This is a genomic window from Acuticoccus sp. (assembly GCF_965213555.1).
Taxonomy (GTDB): domain Bacteria; phylum Pseudomonadota; class Alphaproteobacteria; order Rhizobiales; family Amorphaceae; genus Acuticoccus.
The window spans coordinates 3,424,660-3,443,543 of the sequence record NZ_OZ243890.1 but is presented as its reverse complement, the minus strand read 5'-3'; the positions used below and the strand labels follow the sequence as shown (position 1 = coordinate 3,443,543).

The following is an 18,884-nucleotide window of genomic DNA, read 5'->3' as shown; positions in this document are numbered from 1 at the left end:
GGCGTGCCTGCGATGCGGTCGTGGGGATGGGGCGACGGGCTCACGCGAGCGCCCCCGCGAGGGCTGCGATGTCGTCGTCGGTGGTGAGCTCGGTGGCGGCGATGATGAGGAGGTCGCCCGGCGCCGAAGGGTCGAGCCGCGCCGCCGGCAGCCCGGCGATGATGCCCTCGCCGGCGAGCCGCTCAACCGTCTGCGTGGCGTCGCTGGGCAGGCGCACGGTGAACTCGTTGAAGAACGTCTCGTTGAGCACGGCGACGCCCGGCACGCGGGCGAGCGCGTCGGCGGTGGCACAGGCGCGGGCGTGGTTGAGCCGGGCGAGGCGGGTGAGGCCCGCCTCGCCGAGCAGCGTCATGTGGATGGAGAAGGCGAGCGCGCACAGCCCCGAGTTGGTGCAGATGTTGGACGTCGCCTTGTCGCGGCGGATGTGCTGCTCGCGCGTGTTCAAGCGTCAGCGCGAAGCCGCGGCGCCCTCCCGCGTCTACCGTCTCGCCGGCGAGGCGGCCCGGCATCTGCCGGACGTGCTTCTTCAGCGTGGCGAACAGGCCGACGTAGGGACCGCCGAAGGAGAGCGCGTTGCCGATGGACTGACCCTCGCCGACCACGATGTCGGCGCCGTGGGGGCCGGGCGGCTCGATGGCGCCGAACGCCACCGCCTCGGTGAAGACCGCGACCAGCATCGCCCCAGCGGCGTGCGCGGCCTGCGCGAGGGGCCGAAGGTCCACGAGGTGCCCGTAGAAGGTGGGCGTCTGCACGACGATGCAGGCCACGCCCTCGTCGATGCGGGCGAGCATGTCCTCGGACGCCGTCGGGTCGCCCGGCATCGCCTCCACCTCGACGCCGGTCGCGATGGTGGCGATGACGTCGCGGTACTGCGGGTGGACGCCGCCAGCGACGAGCGCGCGACCGCGGCGGGTGACGCGCGCGGCCATCATGACGGCCTCCGCCGCCGCGGTGGAGCCGTCGTACATGGAGGCGTTGGCCACCTCCATCCCGGTCAGCCTTGCCACCTGCGTCTGAAACTCGAACAGGACCTGGAGCGTGCCCTGGCTGATCTCCGCCTGGTAGGGCGTGTAGGAGGTCAGGAACTCGGAGCGCTGAATGAGGTGGTCGACGCTCGCCGGCACGTGGTGGCGATAGGCGCCGGCGCCGAGGAAGAACGGCCCGTCCCCGGCCGCGTGGTTGCGCCGCGCCATCGCCGACAGCGCGCGCTCCACCGCGATCTCCGAGCGGCCCGCCGGCAGGTCCATGCGCTCGGTCCACAGCTTGTCCGCCGGCACGTCGGTGAACAGGTCGTCGACCGAGGCGACGCCGATCCGCTGCAGCATGAGGGCGCGGTCGTCGTCGGTGAGGGGATGGTAGCGCATGGCGTCCTCCGCGGCCGATCGTCAGACGATCATCGGCTCGAGTGTGTCGTAGTGCGCGGGTGCGTCGGCCGGGCCGAACGCCACCCTCGCCAGGCTGTCCGGCTTGAACCGGACGGCGATGAGCTCGTGCGCGGCGAAGGTCCGCCGCTCGGTCACGATCGCCTCGGGGTCGCGCCACCGCGGATCGAGCGCGCCGCCCGTCACGCGGGCGCGGAAGAACAGCTCGACCTGATGGAAGCCCCGCGCGGGGTCGGCGAACTCGTTGACCATCGCGAGCGCGCCGACCTCAATGGCGAGGCCGGTCTCCTCGTGCACCTCGCGGCGCAGGTTCGTCGCAAGATCGGTACCGACCTCCACGCCGCCGCCCGGCGCGCACCACAGGTCGCTGCGCCCGTCGGGGTAGGCGTTGACGAGGAGCACCCGAGCATCCTCGACGATGAGGGCACGCACCGCGAGCCGCGGCCCCGTCACGCCAAGGATTTCAAGAACGCGTCGTAGGCGGCACGGTCCATGAGGTCGTCCCGCTCCTCGCCGCTCGACCTGATCTTGGCGAACCAGCCGTCGCCCTCCGCCGCCTCGTTGACGAGCTCGGGCCGCTCGTCGAGCGCGCCGTTCACCTCCGCCACCTCGCCGGCGACGGGGCTGTAGACGTCCGAGGCCGCCTTGACGCTCTCCACCACGGCGAAGGCGTCGCCCTTCGCCAGCGTCCGCCCGACCTCGGGAAGCTCCACGAAGGTGATGTCGCCGAGCTGCTCCTGCGCGTGCTCGGTGATGCCGACCACGACGAGCTCGCCGTCCTCCTCGAGCCACTCGTGGTCCTTCGTGAAGCGCTTCATCGGGGGCTCCGTCGTTTCGTGTTGGGGGGCACGAAGGGCAGCGGGGTCACCGTTACCGCCACCGGCTTACCGCGCACCTCGGCCACAAGTTCCGTGCCAGCGGCAGCGTGCTCGGTGGCGACGTAGGCCATGGCGATGGGGCCGCCGGCGGTGGGGCCGATGCCCCCCGATGTCACGCTGCCGACGCTCGTGCCGTCCACCGTGGTGAGCGGCGCGCCCGCCCTTGCCGGCACCCGTCCGCCGCCGACGAGGCCGACGCGCCGGCGCGCCGGGCCGTCCGCCAGCTCGGCCAGGACGCGCCCGGCGCCGAGGAAGCCGCCCTCCTCCCGCCGCCGGCGCCCGATCGCGAACGAAAGGTCCGCCTCCACCGGGCTCGTCTCCTCGGTGAGGTCCTGGCCGTACAGGCACAGCCCCGCCTCGAGCCGCAGGGTGTCGCGTGCCCCGAGGCCCACCGGCGTCGCGTGGCCGCCCTCGGTCAGCGCCTGCCAGGCGGCGAGCGCGGCGTCCGGGCGCAGCGAGAGCTCGAAGCCGTCCTCGCCGGTGTAGCCGCAGCGCGCGATCAGGGCGGGCGTGCCGAACGCCTCGTCCTCCGCCGCCGTCATGAAGGCCATCGCACCGAGGTCGAGGTCGACGAAGGGCGCGAGCGCTGCCTCGGCGCCCGGCCCCTGCAGCGCGATGAGCACGCGATCGAGGGCGGTCACGGTCACGTCCGGATCCGCGTGTCGCGCCATGTGGGCGGCCACAGCCGCGCGCCGCGACCCGTTGACGACGAGGTGGAAGCGCTCGCCGAGGCGCGTGACGATGAGGTCGTCGACGATGCCGCCCGCCTCGTTGGTCAGGACGGTGTAGCGCATGGCCCCGTCCGCCAGGCCGGCGATGTTCGACGGCGTCAACCGCTCCAGCCAGCGGGCGGCGGCGTCCCGCGTCCGCCCGTCCACGGAGAGCTGGCCCATGTGCGACACGTCGAACAGCCCGGCGGCCTGCCGCGTCGCCCTATGCTCGGCGAGGATGCCGGAGAACTGGAGCGGCATCGCAAACCCCGCGAAGGGGACGAGCCGCGCGCCCGCCGATCGGTGCACCTCGAACAACGGCGTGCGCCTCAACGCACCGGGGGGCGGATGGGGCGAGGGATCGGATGCAGGCTCGGACACGCACACTCCCCATGACGAGACGCGCAGCCGAGGCCGCGCCCTGCCCTTCTGTCATGGCACCTGAGAGATTTCCCGCGGCACGCCGCGGCTACTCCTTCGGTGGACGGCTGCCGCCGCCGCTTTCCAGAATGTCGTCCGGTTGCGCGGTCCTTCTGCCTGAGAGTTTCCGGGCCGTTGCTCCTTCGGCGCCGCCCGCACGCCGCCAGAAGCGACGCCGGGCGATCTCTCCCGCGCCTGCCGCACTTGCTGGTTCAGGCGCGAAAAGTCAAGCTCGGCGCGAGGGATGCGTCATCCGCGGCATGGCTCAGGTGTCGTCGAAGCCGACGTAGATCACCGCGCCGCGCGGCTCGGCGACGATCACGGCCTCGTCGACGAACGCCCAGCCCTTCGACGGCGCGTCGAGCGCCACGGCAACCGCGTGCGTCTTGTCGTAGGTGACGCCGCTCGCCTCGCGCACGGCGACGCGCACGGGCAGCGACACGCTGCCGCTCGCACCGGACGGCCCCTCGACGACGCGCCCGGCGACGCCGACGCGCACGGCAACGCCCTCTCCCGCTGCGGTGCACTCGCGCGCCGTCTTCGCGATGCTCGCCTGCCAGGAGAGGCCGGCGGCCGTGCCAGTGCCGTCGTCGCGCCTCAGGAGCTCGGTCTCCGATTGCACGCGCACCGTCGGGCAGCGCGGCGCCTCCGGCTCAGCCTGCACGGGCTCGGGCGCGTCGGGCCCCGCACCGGCCGACAGCAGCGATCCCACGGCATTCTTCGTGCCCGTCAGCGCGCCGCCGCAGCCCGCGAGCAGCAGCGCCAAGCCCAGCGTCGTCGCCGCTGCCGCTGCGTGCCGACGGCGACGACCTTCGCCCACGTCCGCCGTGCCTCCGCCTGCCACCGGCTCGCTCCTTGACTTGCCCATCCGCCGTTCCTCTATGACCCTCGGAGCCACCAACGCAACGCGGAGCGGCGAGGCCATGTCCGAGCACGAGGAACTCAACGTCGTCCTGTGCGCGCCGCGCGGCTTCTGCGCCGGCGTCGACCGCGCCATCCAGATCGTCGAGATCGCGCTGGAGAAGTACGGCGCCCCGGTCTACGTCCGGCACGAGATCGTGCACAACCGGTTCGTCGTCGCCTCGCTGGAGGCCAGGGGCGCGATCTTCGTGGAGGAGCTCGAGGAGATCGAGGCGAACGATCGGCCCGTCATCTTCTCCGCGCATGGCGTGCCCAAGGAGGTGAAGGCGGACGCCGCGGCGCGCAACTTCTTCTTCCTCGATGCGACCTGCCCGCTCGTCTCTAAGGTCCACAAGGAGGCCGAGCTCCACCACAGGCGCGGCCGCGACATCATCCTCATCGGCCACGCCGGCCACCCCGAGGTGGTCGGCACCATGGGCCAGCTCCCGGAGGGCGCCGTGACGCTCGTGGAGACCGCGCGCGACGTCACGCGCCTCGTCCCGCGCGATCCCGACAACCTCGCCTGGATCAGCCAGACGACGCTCTCGGTGGACGACACGAGGACGATCGTCACCGCGCTGACGGATCGCTTCCCTGGCATCGTCGGTCCCCACAAGGACGACATCTGCTACGCCACCACGAACCGGCAGGAGGCGGTGAAGTCGGTCGCCGCGGAGTGCGACGCGATGATCATCGTCGGCGCGCCGAACTCGTCCAACTCCCAGCGGCTGCGCGAGGTGGCGATCTCCGCCGGCTGCCGCAACGCGCGGCTGATCCAGCGCGCCAGCGAGGTGGACGTGACGTCGTATGGCCGCATCAGGACGCTCGGCATCACCGCCGGCGCCTCGGCGCCGGAGGCGCTGGTGGAGGAGGTGCTCGAGGCGTTCGCCGCGCACTACAGGCTGAACATCAGCACCGCGCGCACGGCGGACGAGACCATCGAGTTCGCGCTGCCCCGTCAGCTGCGCGGCACGCGGCCGCCGGTCCCCTCGCTCACCGCGACCGGGATGACCTGAACGGTACCGCTGCGCGTCCGTGGCGGTCTACACGGCGGTCGACGACGAGGGGCTGGCTGCCTTCCTGCGGGACTATGACGTCGGCGCGTTGCTCTCCGCGAAGGGGATCGCCGAGGGGGTCGAGAACACCAACTACCTCGTGCGAACCGAGGCCGGCACGTACATCCTGACGCTCTACGAGCAGCGCGTCGATCCGATGGACCTGCCGTTCTTCCTCGGGCTCATGCGACACTGCGCGGACCGTGGCATCGCAGCGCCCCAGCCCGTGGCGCGGCGCGACGGGACGCTTCTGGCGCGCCTATGCGGTCGCAACGCGGCCCTCGTCACCTTCCTCGACGGCATGGCGACGCGCCGGCCTCGGCCCGCCCACTGCGCCGCGCTCGGACGCAACCTCGCCGCCTTCCACTCGGCCACCGCCGACTACGCGCGCCGGCGGCCGAACGCGCTGGGCCTTGCCGCGTGGGGTCCCCTCTTCGAGGCCTCGCGGGCGCACGCGGACGGCGTCGTAGCGGGGTTGACCGAGGTCGTCGACGACGAGCTTTGCGTGCTCGCCCGGCTGTGGCCCACCGCGCTGCCGGAAGGCATCATCCACGCCGACCTCTTCCCGGACAACGTGTTCTTCGTCGGCGATCGGCTGTCCGGGCTCATCGACTTCTACTTCGCCTGCAACGACCTGCTGGCCTACGACCTCGCCATCTGCATCAACGCCTGGTGCTTCGAGCCGGATGGCAGCTTCAACGTGACGAACGCGCGGGCGATGGTGCGTGCCTACGATGCCGCCAGGCCGCTCGACGACGACGAGCGGGAGGCGCTGCCGCTGTTGTGCCGCGGGGCGGCGTTGCGGTTCTGCTTGACGCGGCTGCATGACTGGCTGCGCGTGCCCGCCGCGGCGCTCGTAACGCCGAAGGACCCGCGGCCGTACTACGACCGCCTGCGCTTCCACCGCACCGTCGACGGACCCGCCGACTACGGACTGTGAGTGCCTCGCCCGCCGGCTGCAAGGGCGGCTCGCTTGGGTCACTCGGCGGACAAGCGGGCAGATCATTGGGGGCTCGCCGCGCGCGACCTCGACGCGACGCGTGAGGATCGGCGGGCTGGGACCCCATCGGACGGCACGCTCGCCCGCGCCATCCTTGCTCGGATCGATCCCGGATCCTCCATGGCCGTCGGGCGGACGGAGCTCGCCGGCATGCCAGGGCAACGTCCCGATGACCGGGTTCGCATCGGCAAGGATCGGGAGAGGCGGCATCGCGCGGACCACCTCGGTGGAGCCGTGCCTTGGGCGAGCGGTCGAGCCTCGGCCGGGATCTGACGACCGCCTCGTAGCGGCCGTGGACGCCGGCGAAGCGGTGCGCCTGATCGCCGAACGGTCCGGCGTCGGCGCCGCCTCCGTCGACACGGCGCTGATGCGGCGCAGGACGACCGGCGAGCTGGCGACCCCGAACGACCCACGGCAGGCCGCCCTGCAGGCGCGCGCGCGAGCGGACGATCGAGACCTTGATGACCGCCAACCAGGACGCGACGCCGGCCGACGTGCGCCGGCACCGTCGGCAGGCGCACGGGGTGAGCGTCGCGGTGACTGCGCTGCGGCGGACGGTGCGCAGGCTCGGCCTCACGCTCAAAAAAAGTCCTGCGCGTGGCCGAGCAGGCTCGCCCGGACGTGGCGCGGGCTCGAAGACGCCGGCGGCTGGGGCAGCGCTGCCTCGATCTTGATACCGACGCGCCTTCCCGCTGGCTCGCGGCTCGGCTCTTATCCGTTTGAGCGGATCGATGATTCGCGGGGCATGATGATGGGTCGGGGACTGGGGATCGACGACGCTGTGCCGGCGCGCAAGCTGAGGCAGCTGACGTTTCACGAACGCTCGGTGCGAACGGCGGAGCGCCTGCTCGCGATCGCCAACGCGCTCGACGGGATGAGCCGCGCCGATGCCGCCGCCGCAGCCGGGATGGAGCGGCGGGCGCTGCGCCCGCCGCAGCCGGGATGGAGCGGCGGGCGCTGCGCGATGCCGTGACGCGGTACAATGCCGAAGGTCTGGCGGGCCTCGTCGACCGGCCGGGACCCGGTCGCCGGCCTGCCCTCACCGACGGCGAACTGGCGCTGCCTTCCGAGCGGATCTTCAAGGGCTCGATCCAAAGATCGATGGCGTCGACCTGGACGCTGCCGGACCTCACCGCGTTCGCTCGAGGAGCGCTTCGGCAAGACGATCACGCCGCAGAGCCTGTCGCGCCTCCTGCGGCGCGAGGGGTTCTTGCACCAGAAGGCGCGGCCGGTGCATCCGAAGGCATCGGCGAAGGCGCGTGCCGGGTTCGAAAAACGGCTCCGCAACGCGCTGAACGAGGTCGCAGCGGCGCACCCGGACAAGCGCATCGTCCTCTGGTTCCAGGACGAGATGCGCGTCGGCCAGAAGGGACGGCTGTGCCATCGCTGGTGGCTGAAGGGCGAGCGCGCCCCGGGACGGCAGGACAGGCGCTTCTCCTTCACCGACCTGTTCGACGCCGCGCGAGCCGATGGCGAAGCTGCATTCGCCCTGGTGCTGCCCGAGGTCGGCACCGCGGCGATGCAGCTCTTCCTCGACCGCTTCGCCGACACGCTTCTCCCCGACGAGCACGCCGTCATGGTCTTCGACGGGGCCGGCTGGCATGGTGCGAGCGCGCTCGTCATCCCGCCCAACGTCACCCTGGTGCCGCTGCCGCCCTACTCGCTGCAGCTGAACCCGATGGCGCGGGTCTGGCTGTCCCTGCGCGCGCGGCACCCCAGCCTTCGCCTGCTGCGCGACACCGAGGCCATCGTCGACGCCTGCTGCGAGGCCTGGAACGCCCTCGTCGGCGAGGCTGGTCGACTGCGATCGCTCTGCCTTCAGCCCTGGATCCGACACGTCATCCAATAGGCACGCTGGTACGAAACCTTCGTCCTCGTCGACGAGACCGGCGCTCGCGCGAAGATGGCCAGGCTGTGCGGCTGGGCGCCCAAGGGAGCCCGCGTGGTCGGCGCCGTGCCGCACGGCCATCGGCGCCCCCTACCTTCGTCTGCGGGCTGGCGACGACCGGCCTTGTCGCTCCGCTCCGCCTGTCCCGCGCCGATGACGGGGCCGGCCGTCCTCGCCTCCGCCGAGCAGTTTCTTGCAACGGCACGTGCAGCGCGCAGCGTCGTCATCGTGGACGACCTCACCGGCCACAAGGTCGCCGGTGTGCGCGAGGCGATTGCGGCCGCCGGGAGCACCGTCCTGTCCCCGCCGCCCCCTCGGCCGACCCCAACCCGATCGAGACGGTCTTCGCCAAGCCCGCGCCGGCGCCGCGCTCGCCTCCGCGAGGCCCCTCCGGACCGCGATCGGCGACCCCATGCAGCAACCCGGTCCGACCGAGCGCCGACGCTCGCTCGAGCACGCCGGCCATCTACCTCATGAAGAAGACGCTCTAGGCTCCGGACTCCATCAGCACCATGACGTGACAGGCGTGGCGAGGGCGATGGCGATGGCATAGGTGGCGCTGGGACGATCGTATCGGGTCGCGACGCGCCGCCCGTCCTTCCGATGGCCGATCGTGCGCTCGATGCTGTTGCGCGGCTTGCACAGCGTCTCATCGAGCAACGCCGCGAAGCGGCCCTGCCAGGACCGCCGTTGCGACCAGCGGTGCCAACGGGTGTAGACCGTCGTGCGCAGGCCGTGGACCGCCGGCAAGTCGCTCCAGCGGCAGCCACCGTTGGCCGGCAAGTGCGGCTCGGTCGCGGCTCACTGGCGATCGCTCAACCCAAACTCATTCGCCCTTAACACTCCCCCGCTGACGCGGGATGATGCGACGAGGCCCGTAGGGAAAGGCCCATAAGCAACTGGTTAGGGTCGGAGCCTGGAGGACGGCGGTCGGCCGATCCCCGACCTGCGGCTGCCAGCATGGACGCTCGTGGCGATCGGAACGCAGCTTCCGTTGGCCGTTCGATCAGCGGCGTGCCGTGGCGGTTGCGCGACGGCAAAACGTGGCTCGACATCGGGTTCGGACGGCGGTCCAGCATCGTCACGGCGACGGGGAGGCAAGCGCGGCCTCACTCAAACCAGAGGTCCGCATGAACCCGTACCGCCCATCGGCGGAGTGACCCATCGCATCAAGCACACGATCGTAGCGAGGGTTCGAACCGGACGCGCCCTTGGCTTGTCGAGGTCGGGCAAGCCGCGCCGCCGGTCGGGGTGCGTGGGGCGAGCGCAGGTCGGCGACGATCCTGTCCCGAAGCGTACCGTGGCCCGTTCGCCCAACCCTCGCGTGTCCTGCGCGGACTTGGGGCGACGGCGAGTTCCGCGGCGGAACGGATGCCGACGAGCCGCATGGCGTTGAGCGGACACACCTTGGCCAACGGCGGGCGCGGGACGTAAAGCCCCTCCTCGGCAACTCGAAGTCGCACTCGTCCCGATCGACGGCGATGGGCTGCAGGGCGAGCGCCTGCAGAGGGGGCGACGTCAACAGCTGCCGGCTCGGCCGACACCTGACGCTCAAAATCTTGCTTCGCGCCGACCTCGGCGAACCAACGTCCGGCCTTGAAGGGTCCGCCGCGCTGGGCTTGGAAGGACTGCGTGTGATTGACGGCGCAGCTGGTGAGCCGAGGATGGGATCGTCGGCGGCCGACGTGCCCCGTCGCTTGGTCCATTGCATCGATCAAAAGGCGGTTGCCTGCCCGAAGACCTCGGGCGTCCACGCGATGCAGCCCCGTCGATGACGCCGTGCGACGGCGGCAACATCGGGGTACGCCGATCAAGGTCCCAACCGACGAGGCTGCGGTCCGCCGCTCAGGCGTGCGCAACGCCGATGCTCGCGATCGAACGCCGCGGCGCGGCTCTTACACCGACGGACGGCGACACCATGCGGTCGGGCGGTGCGGCGCTGGCTCCCCCGCGCACCAACCCTAGGTCGAAGATGCTGGAAGGCTCGAAGTCCCTGCTGGCCGAGGCCATGTGCGGGCCACTTCGACGTGCGCGGGCCCGCACCTGCCGACGGCGGAGTTCGTCGTTTGGTGGGAGCCACGCCAAAGCACCCAAATCCGCTCGCCGCTCGATCCTCCTACGAGGCGTCGCACCGCACCGACGTCCCTTGGGGAGCGCAGGCGATCCTCGACAACGTCTGCGTCCCCTGCCGCCCGCCAAAACCGCCCGCCGAGATCAGCGGGACTTGGCCTGCCAGCGGCGACGATCCGGCAGCGCTCCAGCTCCACCTTGTTGCCGCCAGCCCGTTGCGTCGAGCGCGCCCGACCCCGTCCTCGAACCGTGCCGGAGGATCGGTGCGCTGTTGACCGCTGGCTTGACCCAGCGCCGTCGAGGTCGATCAGCAGGACGCCCCGTCGAGCTGCCACGGACAAACGCATCAGCGCCGCACGAGCGGCCCAGCGGGGCTGCTCGATGGTGGAGCCGACCTTCCGAGCGTTCGTGCGCGCGACCACCTTCTGCAGCGGCGGCACGATGCAGGTTCGAGCCGAAAGCCCGCCTATCGGGCCGCTGACGCCAGGCGCAAGCGACGGCTTGCTGGGGCATCGCCTGCAGGCGCAAGTGCGACGCTCACGGGTCGGGCGAGCGTGCCGCTGCCAAGTCGCGGATGGCGCGGCGCGCGAGCGTGTCGGCGCGCTCGTTCTGCACATGGCCGGCATGGCCCTTCACCCAGCGCCAGTGGACGTCGTGGATCGCATCCAGGTGCGAAAGCTCTCGCCATAGGTCGTCGTTCTTGACCGGCTGCTTGGCGGCGGTCCTCCAGCCGTTCGCCTTCCATTGCGGCAGCCACTCGGTGATGCCCCGCCGCAGGTACTGCGAGTCCGTCACCACATCGACCGTCGATGGGCGCTTCAGCGCCTCGAGGGCGCGGATGGCCGCGGTCAGCTCCATGCGGTTGTTGGTGGTGCGAGGGGAGGCCCCGGACAGCTCCTTCTCGTGGGTTCCAAAGGTCAGGACGGCGCCCCAGCCGCCCGGCCCGGGGTTCCCGCTGCAGGCACCGTCGGTGTAGATCACGATCCGGGGCGCCTTGGGCGCGCGAAGCCCCTCGGCGTCGGCCGCGTTGCCGTGCGCCGCGTCGTCGTCATCCGTCATCGCCGTGCACGATGGTGCGTTCTGCCGGCAGCATCACGGTGGCGGAGCACCGGCGCGTCGGGACGCACCCCGGCAAGAGGTCGAACATCACCCAGCTTCACCCCGATGCGCCAACGTGGTGTGACGGCACTCGTCCGGTGCCTGACGGTCGCAGTCATCCCGCCCGAGCCAAGCGCCGCTGACAAGCCTGGCCACCTCCTTGCTTCCGCCATGGCTGCACCCGGGTGCCACTGTCGCGCCCTGCCGCTGGCTGCGCGCATGCTCGATGGCGTGGACCGGACCCTCGTCGACGCAGCGTCGTCGGTCCGCACCGCTGACCGCTCGACGATGGCTGCGCCCTCCGATCCGTCGTGCAAGGGCTCGGCCGACCCGTGCCGACGGGAAATGCCGCCGTGGGCCGACGGACGCGGGGCTGGCGCCGCGGCTAGCCCCTCCCCGGCGGTCGACGGCCCCTTGCCTACCAAACGAAGTCGTCGGGCGCGCTCCCTTCGAACGCGTTCTCGAGGTATTCCAGTCCTCCCTTCGGCCAAACGAGCGCGATGTCGAAGCGTATGGTGCATTGTCCGTACGCATCGTTCCTCGACAGCCACTCGTTGGCAGCCCGGCTCAGGCGGGCCTGCTTGCGTCCGTCGACCGCCTCAAGACCGTCGTAGCCGCGCGAGCGCGCCTTCACCTCGACGAACGCGACCGTGTCGTCGCGAACGGCGATCACGTCGACCTCGCCGGAACGCGTCCGCACCCGTCGTCCGAGGACGCGGTAGCCGCCGGCGTGCAGGTAGCGCGCGATGTTGCCTTCGGCCTCGATCCCGAACGCCACCGAGCCGCGACGCTTCGATGGGGGGCAGCGCGTCCCCCTTCGATCCGGGCAAGCAGCTCGTGGGCCAGCCGAAGCGGGCAGCCCCGTCCCCTGTTCCATCGTGCCCATCGAGGCTCCCCACCAACTCCCTCATAAGTTGCGTCATGCAACCCCTTGAGTCAAGACCCTCAGGGCTGCCTACCTCGCACCTCCGCGGCATACCTCATTATGCTATCGGGATCAGTGGGGGTGAGCAGTGACGCAACGGGCCGCGGCGGTGGTACCGGTGCCGGACCTCCGCCGAGCAGTGGGCCGGACAGCGGCTCGGGGCGCGTGTCGTCGGCCCCGCCGAGCGCGATCGCGACCAGGCGGGCGGGGCGAGCCGGCTCGAGGTAGGTCAGGGGGCGAGCGGGCCCAGGCGCTGCGACGGGCGTGCGCAGCCCGGCCGCCTGCAGCGGGTTCGCCGCCGGGAACCTCGGCGAGGCGATCCAGCCCTCGGGCGCGAGGGTCGCCTCGACGGCATCCCCTCCCGTCGAGGCCGTCGCCGACGCCACCTCGACAGGCGCCGCGCGGTCCGGGTTCGTGGGGGGCGGGGGGAAGGCGAACGTCGGCCGCCACGCTTCGCCGGCCAGCGTGGCGTCGGCCGGGCTACGCGCCAGGGGCGCCGGAAGGCCCGGTCGCGTTCGTGGATCCGGCCGCGGTGCGGCGAGGAGGCGGGCGACGGTGGCGCGACGCTTCGCGCGCGCCGCCTCGTAGGCGTCGTGGGCTCGGCGCTGGGCGACCACCTCACCGCGCGTCGCGACCGTCCCGTCGCCGTAGCGCGTCAGCGGCCGAGCGGCGCCGCAGACCTTCGCTCGCCGGTCGACGACCGGTGCGTCCGCGGCGTTGGCGAGCTCCTCGACGAGGCCGAGGCCGGGTGCCTCGCCGGAGTCGGCGGCGGCGAGCGCCAGCCTAGCGTCGGGATGCGCCGGGTCGGCGGCGCCGAAGCCGTCGAGCCGCACGCTGCCCCCGTCGCGCAGCGTCGCGAACCCCTTGGACAGCAGCTCCGCGGTCCGCTCGTCCCGCTCGCGCGACGTCAGTCCGCCCAAGACGACCGCACCGAGCCTCACGCCATCCCGGGTCGCCGTCGCCGCGAGGTTGAAGCCAGACGCGCAGATGAAGCCGGTCTTCATGCCGTCCGCGCCACGGAACCGGCGAAGCAGCCCGTTATGGTTCGGCAAAGCCTTGCGGCCGAGCTGCACGCCGTCCATGGCGAACACCTCGGCGTGCTCGCCGAACGTGCGCTCCAGCGCCATCATCAGGACGGCCACGTCCCGGGCCGTCGTCACCTGCGCGCGGTTCGGCAGCCCGTGCGGGTTGTCGTAGCGCGTCGCGCTCATCCCGAGCCGCTCCGCCGTGCGGTTCATCCGCGCCACGAAGCCCGCCTGCGTCCCGCCGATGGCCTCGGCCAAGGCCACGGAGATGTCGTTCGCGGACTTGGTCAGGATGATGCGCAGCGCCGTCTCCACCGTCAGCACCGTGCCGAGCGCGAACCCCGAGCGGCTCGGTGGCTGCTGACGCGCTTGCGCCGAGATCGTGACGGGCGAGCGCATGGCGACCTCGCCGTCGCGCACCGCTCCCAGCGTGACGTACGCGGTCATCAGCTTGGTGATGGAGGCCGGGTACCACGGCGTCGTCGCCTCGTGCTGGGCGAGGATCCTTCCGTCCGCCATGTCGAACAGCAGGTAGGCGCCGACCTCGGCGCGCGCCGGCGCTGCGGCGAACGTGGGGGTCAGAAGCAAGCTGGCGAAGAGGACGGTCGTCAGTCTCAACGGACGCCTCCCATTTTGGCGTGGCAAGATCGCGGCTCGGTGCGTGCCATCCGCGATTGCGTGCAACCGTGCCACATGTCAATGGACAACCGCGATGGACGGCGCCTCGCGCTCGGCGTCGAACCGTCTTTCGGTGCAACGGGTTGGGCAGCGCCGCCCGGGGCGACGGACTGAGGGAGGGCCATGGGTCCCGTTGCACGCCGCATCGCCGCCGCACTGAGCACCGCGTTCGATCCGGTCAGCCTCGACGTCGTCGACGAGTCCCACCTGCACGCGGGGCACGTGGGCGCGCGTCCCGACGGGGAGACGCACTTCCGCGTCACCGTCGTGTCGGACGCGTTCCGCGGACGCCCCCGGCTGGAGCGCCACCGCATGGTGCACGCGGTCCTCGAAGACGAGCTGCGGGGCCCGGTCCATGCGCTCGCCATCGTCGCCCGGGCGCCGGACTGAGCCGCTCAGCCTGGCAGCCGATCGACGCCGCCGCGCGCGCTGCTCCAGCCGAGCGGGTCGGCGAGGAACCCGTCCACCTCTGCGATGGCCGCCGCGTCCGGCGTCCCGCGCTGGCGGGCGAGCGACAGCACGTCGCGCCACCGGGCGAGGGCATGGATGGTGAGGCCGTGGGCTGCGAGCGCGGCCTCGCTGCCGGCGAAGATGTCGTGGTGGAAGATCACGAAGCAGTGCGCCACCTCGGCACCGGCGGCGCGCAGCGCCTCGGCGAAGCGCACCTTGCTGCCGCCGTCGGTGGCAAGGTCCTCCACGAGGAGCGTGCGCTGGCCGGGGACGAGGTCGCCCTCGATCCGGGCGTTGCGTCCGAACCCCTTGGGCGCCTTGCGCACGTACTGCATGGGCAGCCCCATGAGGTCGGCCATCCACGCGGCGAACGCGATCCCCGCGGTCTCCCCGCCGGCAACGCCGTCGAAGCGCTCGAGCCCTGCCTCGCGCGCCACCGTCGCGACGCCGAGCTGCATCAGCGTGCCGCGCAAGCGCGGGTAGGCGATGAGCTTGCGGCAGTCGACGTAGACCGGCGACTTCAGCCCGGACGTGTAGGTGAACGGCTCGTCGGGCCGGATGTGCACCGCGCCGACCTCGAGGAGGGCGCGGGCGGTGGTCGCCGCAGCCGCCTCCTGGGAGACCACACCGGCGGCGATCATGGGGTGGCCTCCGCGCTCTCCTGGACCGTCACCGCCCAGCTTAGGGCGAAGGGGGGAGCGAACACCGCGATGGGGCCATCGGGCGTTGCGACCGACGCAGGCGCGTACGGCGCGCAGCGGGCGAGCCGCAAGACGCCGTCGTTGCGCGGCAGGCCATAGAAGTCCGCGCCGCGCTCGGCGACGAACGCCTCGAGCCGGTCGAGCGCGCCCACCTCCTCAAACACCGTGGCAAGGATCGCGAGCGCCACCGGCGCGGCGAAGCAGCCCGCTGCGCCGCACGGCCCCAGCTTGTTCGGATCGGTGTGCGGCGCGCTGTCGGAACCGAAGAACACGCGCGGCGCGCCGCCGGTCGCGGCCGCCACCAGCGCCTCGCGGTCCGCCCGCCGCTTGACGATGGGCAGGCAGTAGTTGTGCGGGCGGATGCCGCCGGCGAGGAGGTCGTTGCGGTCGATCACCAAGTGATGGGCGGTGATCGTGCCGGCGAGGTCGTCGCCGCCGTCCGCGACGTAGGCGAGCGCGGCGCGGGTGGACATGTGCTCGAGCACCACCCTCAGCCCTGGCACGCGGCGCCGCAGCGGCTCCAGCACGCGCTCCAGGAACACCGCCTCGCGGTCGAAGACGTCGACGTCGGCGTCGGTCACCTCGCCGTGGACGCACAGGACGAGCCCGCGCTCGGCCATGCGCTCCAGGACGGGTGTCAGCGCCTCGACGTCGGTGACCCCGGCGGCCGAGTTCGTCGTCGCGTGCGCGGGGTAGAGCTTTGCGGCGGTGCACACCGTCGCCGCGTCGTCGATGTCGTCCGGCGACGTGCCGTCGGTGAGGTAGAGCGTCATCAGCGGCTCGAAGGACCCACCGCCCGTGGCGGCAACGATCCGCTCGCGGTAGGCGCGCACCATCGCTGCGTCCACCACGGGCGGCACGAGGTTCGGCATGACGATGGCCCGGGCGAAGTGCGCCGAGCCGGGGGCGACCGCGGCGAGGAGCACGCCGTCACGCAAATGGAGGTGCCAGTCGTCGGGGCGGCGCAGGGTGATCGTGTCGGTCATCGTCCGCTCCGGATGAGGTCACGCGCGCGAATGCCGCGCTCGGCGCAGTGGCGCTCGAGGGCGTCGATGAGGTGGACCATGGCGAGGGGCCGCGACAAGGTCGCGGTGCCGACCGCCACCGCCGAGGCGCCGACGGCGAAGTAGTCCAGCGCGTCGGTGAACGTCGCGATCCCACCGCAGCCGACGATGGGAAGCGCCACCGCGCGGGCCACGTCGTCGACGAGGCGCAGGTTGATCGGTTTCAGCGGCATGCCCGACAGGCCGCCGGTGCGGTTGGCGAGCACCGGGCGGCCGTCGGCGAGGGCGAGCGCGGTGAGGGTGTTCGCGACGACGAGCGCGTCGGCCCCCGCAGCGGCGGCGGCCCGGGCGACGTCGGCGGGCGCGGCGGCGTTGGGCGACAGCTTGCACCACAACGGGAGGGCGCAGGCGCGGCGGCAGGCAGACGTGACCTGCGCGGTGGGGGCCGGATCGAGCGCGAAGGCACGGCCGCCCTCCTCAAGGTTCGGGCAGGAGAGGTTGAGCTCGATCGCCGCCGCGCCGCTGGCGTCGAGCCGCGAGGCCATCGCCGCGAAGCCGTCCGCGCTGTCGGCCGAGACCGACACGATGACTGGCGGTCCGTGCGCGAGCCAGCGCGGCAGGGCGTCACGGAGGAAGTCGTCGAACCCGGCGGAGGGGATGCCGATCGCGTTGATCAGCCCTCCCGCGGCCTCGGCGAGCCGGCGCGGCGGATGGCCTGGGCGCGGCGTAGGCATTACGGTCTTGGGCACCAGCGCGCCGAGCCGGCTGAGCGGCAGGATCCTGCCATGACCGAGCCCGAAGGTGCCGGACGCCGGGATCACAGGGTTCCCGAGGCGCACCGCACCGACCTCGACGCGAAGGTCCGGCACCTCGGCGAGCGCCCTCACGCGGTGACTGCCCGGTCCGCGGCGAACGTCGGCGCGTCGAGCGCGAACACCGGACCCTCGCACACCAGCGCGTAGCCGCCCGCCCGCATGGGATGGACGCAGGAGTGGCAAGCCCCGACGCCGCAGCCCATCACCGCCTGCATCGCCACCTGCCCAGGTGCGCCGGTCGCCGCCGCGACGCGCTGGACCACGGCCATCGCCGGGTCCGCTCCGCCCGCGGCGTAGGCTGGCGGCGCGAGCCGCTGCAGCGTCGGCTCGAGCTCGTCGATGGAAACGGCGTCGAGCGCGGCGGCGTGGGGGGCGAACAGGTCACGCAGTCGTGCGTCCTGCGCGGCGCAGGCAGATCCTGGGGACGGTCCGGACCGGATGAGGATGACCGGTAGGAGTCCGCGGTGCTCCATCACAAGGGCGAGGAGGGTGCCGAAGTGCGAGGCGTCCGTGACGACGAGCGTGCCGTCGGTCACGGGACCGAACGGCCGGCCGAGCGGGCCGACGACGTGGACCGCCTCGCCGACGGCTCCCGCCGCGAGCGCCTCGGTGCCTGCACCGACACGGGCAAAGGCGATGCTGAGCGGCTCCGCCGACAGGATGCTGATCGGGCGGCCGAGGAGAGGCGCGCCCTGGCGCTGCGATGCCGCGAGGAGGAACTGCCCGGCCCGCGCGCCGGCGAACTCCTGCGGCGGCTCAAAGGACAAGGACACGATGTTCCCGACCTCCTCCCGCGAGGCGACCTTAAGGCCGCCAGCGAACACACTCACGGGGTGGCCGACGGGATGGGACCGCCGGCGAGGCCGCCGAGGAAGGCAGCGAGGTTGTCGCCCAGCGCGTCCGACAGGTAGCCCCCCTCCTGGACGACGACGGTCGGCAGCCGCGCCGTCGCCACGCGCTCCCCCGCGCGGGCGATACCCTCGGTGGTGACGGACATCCCTCCGAGGGGGTCGGAGGCGTGGACGTCGAGGCCGAGGGACAAGACGAGCGTGTCCGCCCCGAAGGCCGCCACGCGGTCGAGCGCCACGGCGATCGCCTCCAGCCATGCGGCGTCGTCCGTTCCGAGCGGGAGCGGTAGGTTGAGGTTCGCCCCCTCCCCCTCGCCGACCCCGCCCTCGTGCGCATGGCCCCAGAACCACGGGTAGAACCTCGCCGGGTCGGCGTGGACCGAGACCGTCAGGACGTCGCCGCGGGCATAGAAGATCGACTGCGTGCCGTTCCCATGGTGGACGTCGATGTCGAGGATCGCGGGGCGGGCGCCGCGGCGGGCGAGCGTTGCCGCGGCCGCAGCCGCGTTGTTGAGGAAGCAGTGCCCCCCGGCCGTCTCGCGACCGGCGTGGTGGCCGGGCGGACGGCACAGCGCGTAGGCGCGGGCGGCGCCGTCCGCCACCGCGTCGGCGGCGGCGAGCGCGGTGTCGACGGCGCGCACCGCAGCGGCGTACGTGTGCGGGCCGATGGGCGAGGCCATGTCGGCAAGGTGCCAGCCGGCGCGGCCGACGATCCCCGACGGGTACGTCGCGCGCGCGAGGCGCGGCTGCGCGTTGGCGATCACCTCCGCGCTGGCGCCCTCAAGCTGTGCCCACTCGCCCGCCGCGCCTTCCAGGAAGGCGAGGTAGCGCGGCGAGTGGACCTCGCCGAGCGCCGTCCGCGGCGCGGCGGGCGGCGCCTCGGCGCGGAGGCCGACGCGCGCGAGGCCGTCGAGCAGGCGGTCCGCGCGCTCCGGACGATCCTCGTTGGCGACCACGCGGCCGCGCAGCGTGAAGTGGTGCGGGTCGTGGCGCGCGGTCTCTGCCGCGTAGAAGGCACGCATGAGGTCTCCGTGCGG

At 72.4% G+C, this 18,884-nt stretch carries 18 protein-coding genes, 1 pseudogene and 1 riboswitch; of the genes and pseudogenes, 5 read left to right on the top strand and 14 right to left on the bottom strand.

The annotated features are described in order from the left end of the window. Positions 1-40: 40 nt before the first annotated feature. The 5 genes and pseudogenes from gcvPA to ACOOE8_RS16110 form a co-directional block, all read right to left on the bottom strand. Positions 41-1,364, bottom strand: a pseudogene (gene gcvPA / locus ACOOE8_RS16130) (aminomethyl-transferring glycine dehydrogenase subunit GcvPA). A gap of 21 nt (positions 1,365-1,385) precedes the next feature. Next, positions 1,386-1,835 (bottom strand): NUDIX domain-containing protein, encoded by a 450-nt coding sequence (locus ACOOE8_RS16125; RefSeq protein ID WP_420392435.1) that lies wholly within the window; start codon positions 1,833-1,835, stop codon positions 1,386-1,388. Then, positions 1,832-2,200: a glycine cleavage system protein GcvH gene (gene gcvH / locus ACOOE8_RS16120; protein WP_420392434.1), complete on the bottom strand. Its 369-nt coding sequence runs from the start codon at positions 2,198-2,200 to the stop codon at positions 1,832-1,834. The genes ACOOE8_RS16125 and gcvH overlap by 4 nt, the downstream gene beginning before the upstream one ends. Beyond that, complete coding sequence (gcvT, locus tag ACOOE8_RS16115) at positions 2,197-3,351, bottom strand: glycine cleavage system aminomethyltransferase GcvT (RefSeq protein ID WP_420392433.1); 1,155 nt, start codon at positions 3,349-3,351, stop codon at positions 2,197-2,199. The genes gcvH and gcvT overlap by 4 nt, the downstream gene beginning before the upstream one ends. A gap of 38 nt (positions 3,352-3,389) precedes the next feature. Continuing rightward, a riboswitch (glycine riboswitch) is annotated at positions 3,390-3,488 on the bottom strand. A 167-nt stretch (positions 3,489-3,655) separates the two neighbouring features. Beyond that, positions 3,656-4,156, bottom strand: coding sequence for a hypothetical protein (locus tag ACOOE8_RS16110; protein ID WP_420392432.1), 501 nt, complete (start codon positions 4,154-4,156; stop codon positions 3,656-3,658). Between the two features lie 157 nt (positions 4,157-4,313). Between ACOOE8_RS16110 and ispH the strand changes: the two genes are divergently transcribed. The 4 genes from ispH to ACOOE8_RS16090 all read left to right on the top strand — a co-directional run bounded on the left by ispH (position 4,314) and on the right by ACOOE8_RS16090 (position 8,194). Beyond that, entirely contained in the window at positions 4,314-5,306 is a 993-nt protein-coding gene (ispH, locus tag ACOOE8_RS16105) for a 4-hydroxy-3-methylbut-2-enyl diphosphate reductase (RefSeq protein ID WP_420392431.1), read from the top strand. A gap of 19 nt (positions 5,307-5,325) precedes the next feature. Then, positions 5,326-6,285: a homoserine kinase gene (locus tag ACOOE8_RS16100; protein ID WP_420392430.1), complete on the top strand. Its 960-nt coding sequence runs from the start codon at positions 5,326-5,328 to the stop codon at positions 6,283-6,285. Between the two features lie 352 nt (positions 6,286-6,637). Then, positions 6,638-7,318, top strand: coding sequence for a hypothetical protein (locus ACOOE8_RS16095; protein ID WP_420392429.1), 681 nt, complete (start codon positions 6,638-6,640; stop codon positions 7,316-7,318). Positions 7,319-7,327: 9 nt separating this feature from the next. Next, positions 7,328-8,194 carry an IS630 family transposase gene (locus ACOOE8_RS16090; RefSeq protein WP_420392428.1) on the top strand — a complete coding sequence of 289 codons (867 nt, stop codon included), beginning with the start codon at positions 7,328-7,330 and terminating at the stop codon, positions 8,192-8,194. 543 nt (positions 8,195-8,737) lie between these two features. Here ACOOE8_RS16090 and ACOOE8_RS16085 read toward each other — a convergent pair. From ACOOE8_RS16085 to ACOOE8_RS16070, 4 genes are all read right to left on the bottom strand, one after another. Further along, entirely contained in the window at positions 8,738-8,983 is a 246-nt protein-coding gene (locus ACOOE8_RS16085) for a hypothetical protein (protein WP_420392427.1), read from the bottom strand. 1,857 nt (positions 8,984-10,840) lie between these two features. Beyond that, on the bottom strand, positions 10,841-11,362 hold the full coding sequence (rnhA, locus tag ACOOE8_RS16080) for a ribonuclease HI (RefSeq protein WP_420392426.1): 522 nt from the start codon (positions 11,360-11,362) through the stop codon (positions 10,841-10,843). A gap of 457 nt (positions 11,363-11,819) precedes the next feature. After that, positions 11,820-12,179: a YraN family protein gene (locus tag ACOOE8_RS16075; RefSeq protein ID WP_420392425.1), complete on the bottom strand. Its 360-nt coding sequence runs from the start codon at positions 12,177-12,179 to the stop codon at positions 11,820-11,822. A 167-nt stretch (positions 12,180-12,346) separates the two neighbouring features. Then, positions 12,347-13,969, bottom strand: coding sequence for a serine hydrolase (locus ACOOE8_RS16070; protein ID WP_420392424.1), 1,623 nt, complete (start codon positions 13,967-13,969; stop codon positions 12,347-12,349). Between the two features lie 183 nt (positions 13,970-14,152). Here ACOOE8_RS16070 and ACOOE8_RS16065 point away from each other — a divergent pair, with 183 nt between their 5' ends. Then, on the top strand, positions 14,153-14,419 hold the full coding sequence (locus ACOOE8_RS16065; protein ID WP_420392423.1) for a BolA family protein: 267 nt from the start codon (positions 14,153-14,155) through the stop codon (positions 14,417-14,419). Positions 14,420-14,424: 5 nt separating this feature from the next. Here the strand turns inward: ACOOE8_RS16065 and ACOOE8_RS16060 are convergent, their stop codons facing one another. Genes ACOOE8_RS16060 through ACOOE8_RS16040 form a run of 5 tightly spaced genes read right to left on the bottom strand, consistent with a single transcriptional unit; the run spans position 14,425 to position 18,869 of the window. Continuing rightward, complete coding sequence (locus tag ACOOE8_RS16060) at positions 14,425-15,120, bottom strand: orotate phosphoribosyltransferase (RefSeq protein ID WP_420392422.1); 696 nt, start codon at positions 15,118-15,120, stop codon at positions 14,425-14,427. Then, a complete protein-coding gene (pyrC, locus tag ACOOE8_RS16055) occupies positions 15,117-16,166 on the bottom strand; it encodes a dihydroorotase (protein WP_420392421.1) in 1,050 nt (349 codons plus the stop codon). The genes ACOOE8_RS16060 and pyrC overlap by 4 nt, the downstream gene beginning before the upstream one ends. Further along, positions 16,163-17,071 carry a dihydroorotate dehydrogenase gene (locus ACOOE8_RS16050; protein WP_420392420.1) on the bottom strand — a complete coding sequence of 303 codons (909 nt, stop codon included), beginning with the start codon at positions 17,069-17,071 and terminating at the stop codon, positions 16,163-16,165. Before ACOOE8_RS16050 ends, pyrC begins: the two co-directional genes overlap by 4 nt. Further along, a complete protein-coding gene (locus tag ACOOE8_RS16045; RefSeq protein WP_420392419.1) occupies positions 17,068-17,772 on the bottom strand; it encodes a hypothetical protein in 705 nt (234 codons plus the stop codon). Before ACOOE8_RS16045 ends, ACOOE8_RS16050 begins: the two co-directional genes overlap by 4 nt. 53 nt (positions 17,773-17,825) lie before the next feature. Continuing rightward, positions 17,826-18,869 (bottom strand): histone deacetylase family protein, encoded by a 1,044-nt coding sequence (locus ACOOE8_RS16040; protein WP_420392418.1) that lies wholly within the window; start codon positions 18,867-18,869, stop codon positions 17,826-17,828. Positions 18,870-18,884: the final 15 nt, after the last annotated feature.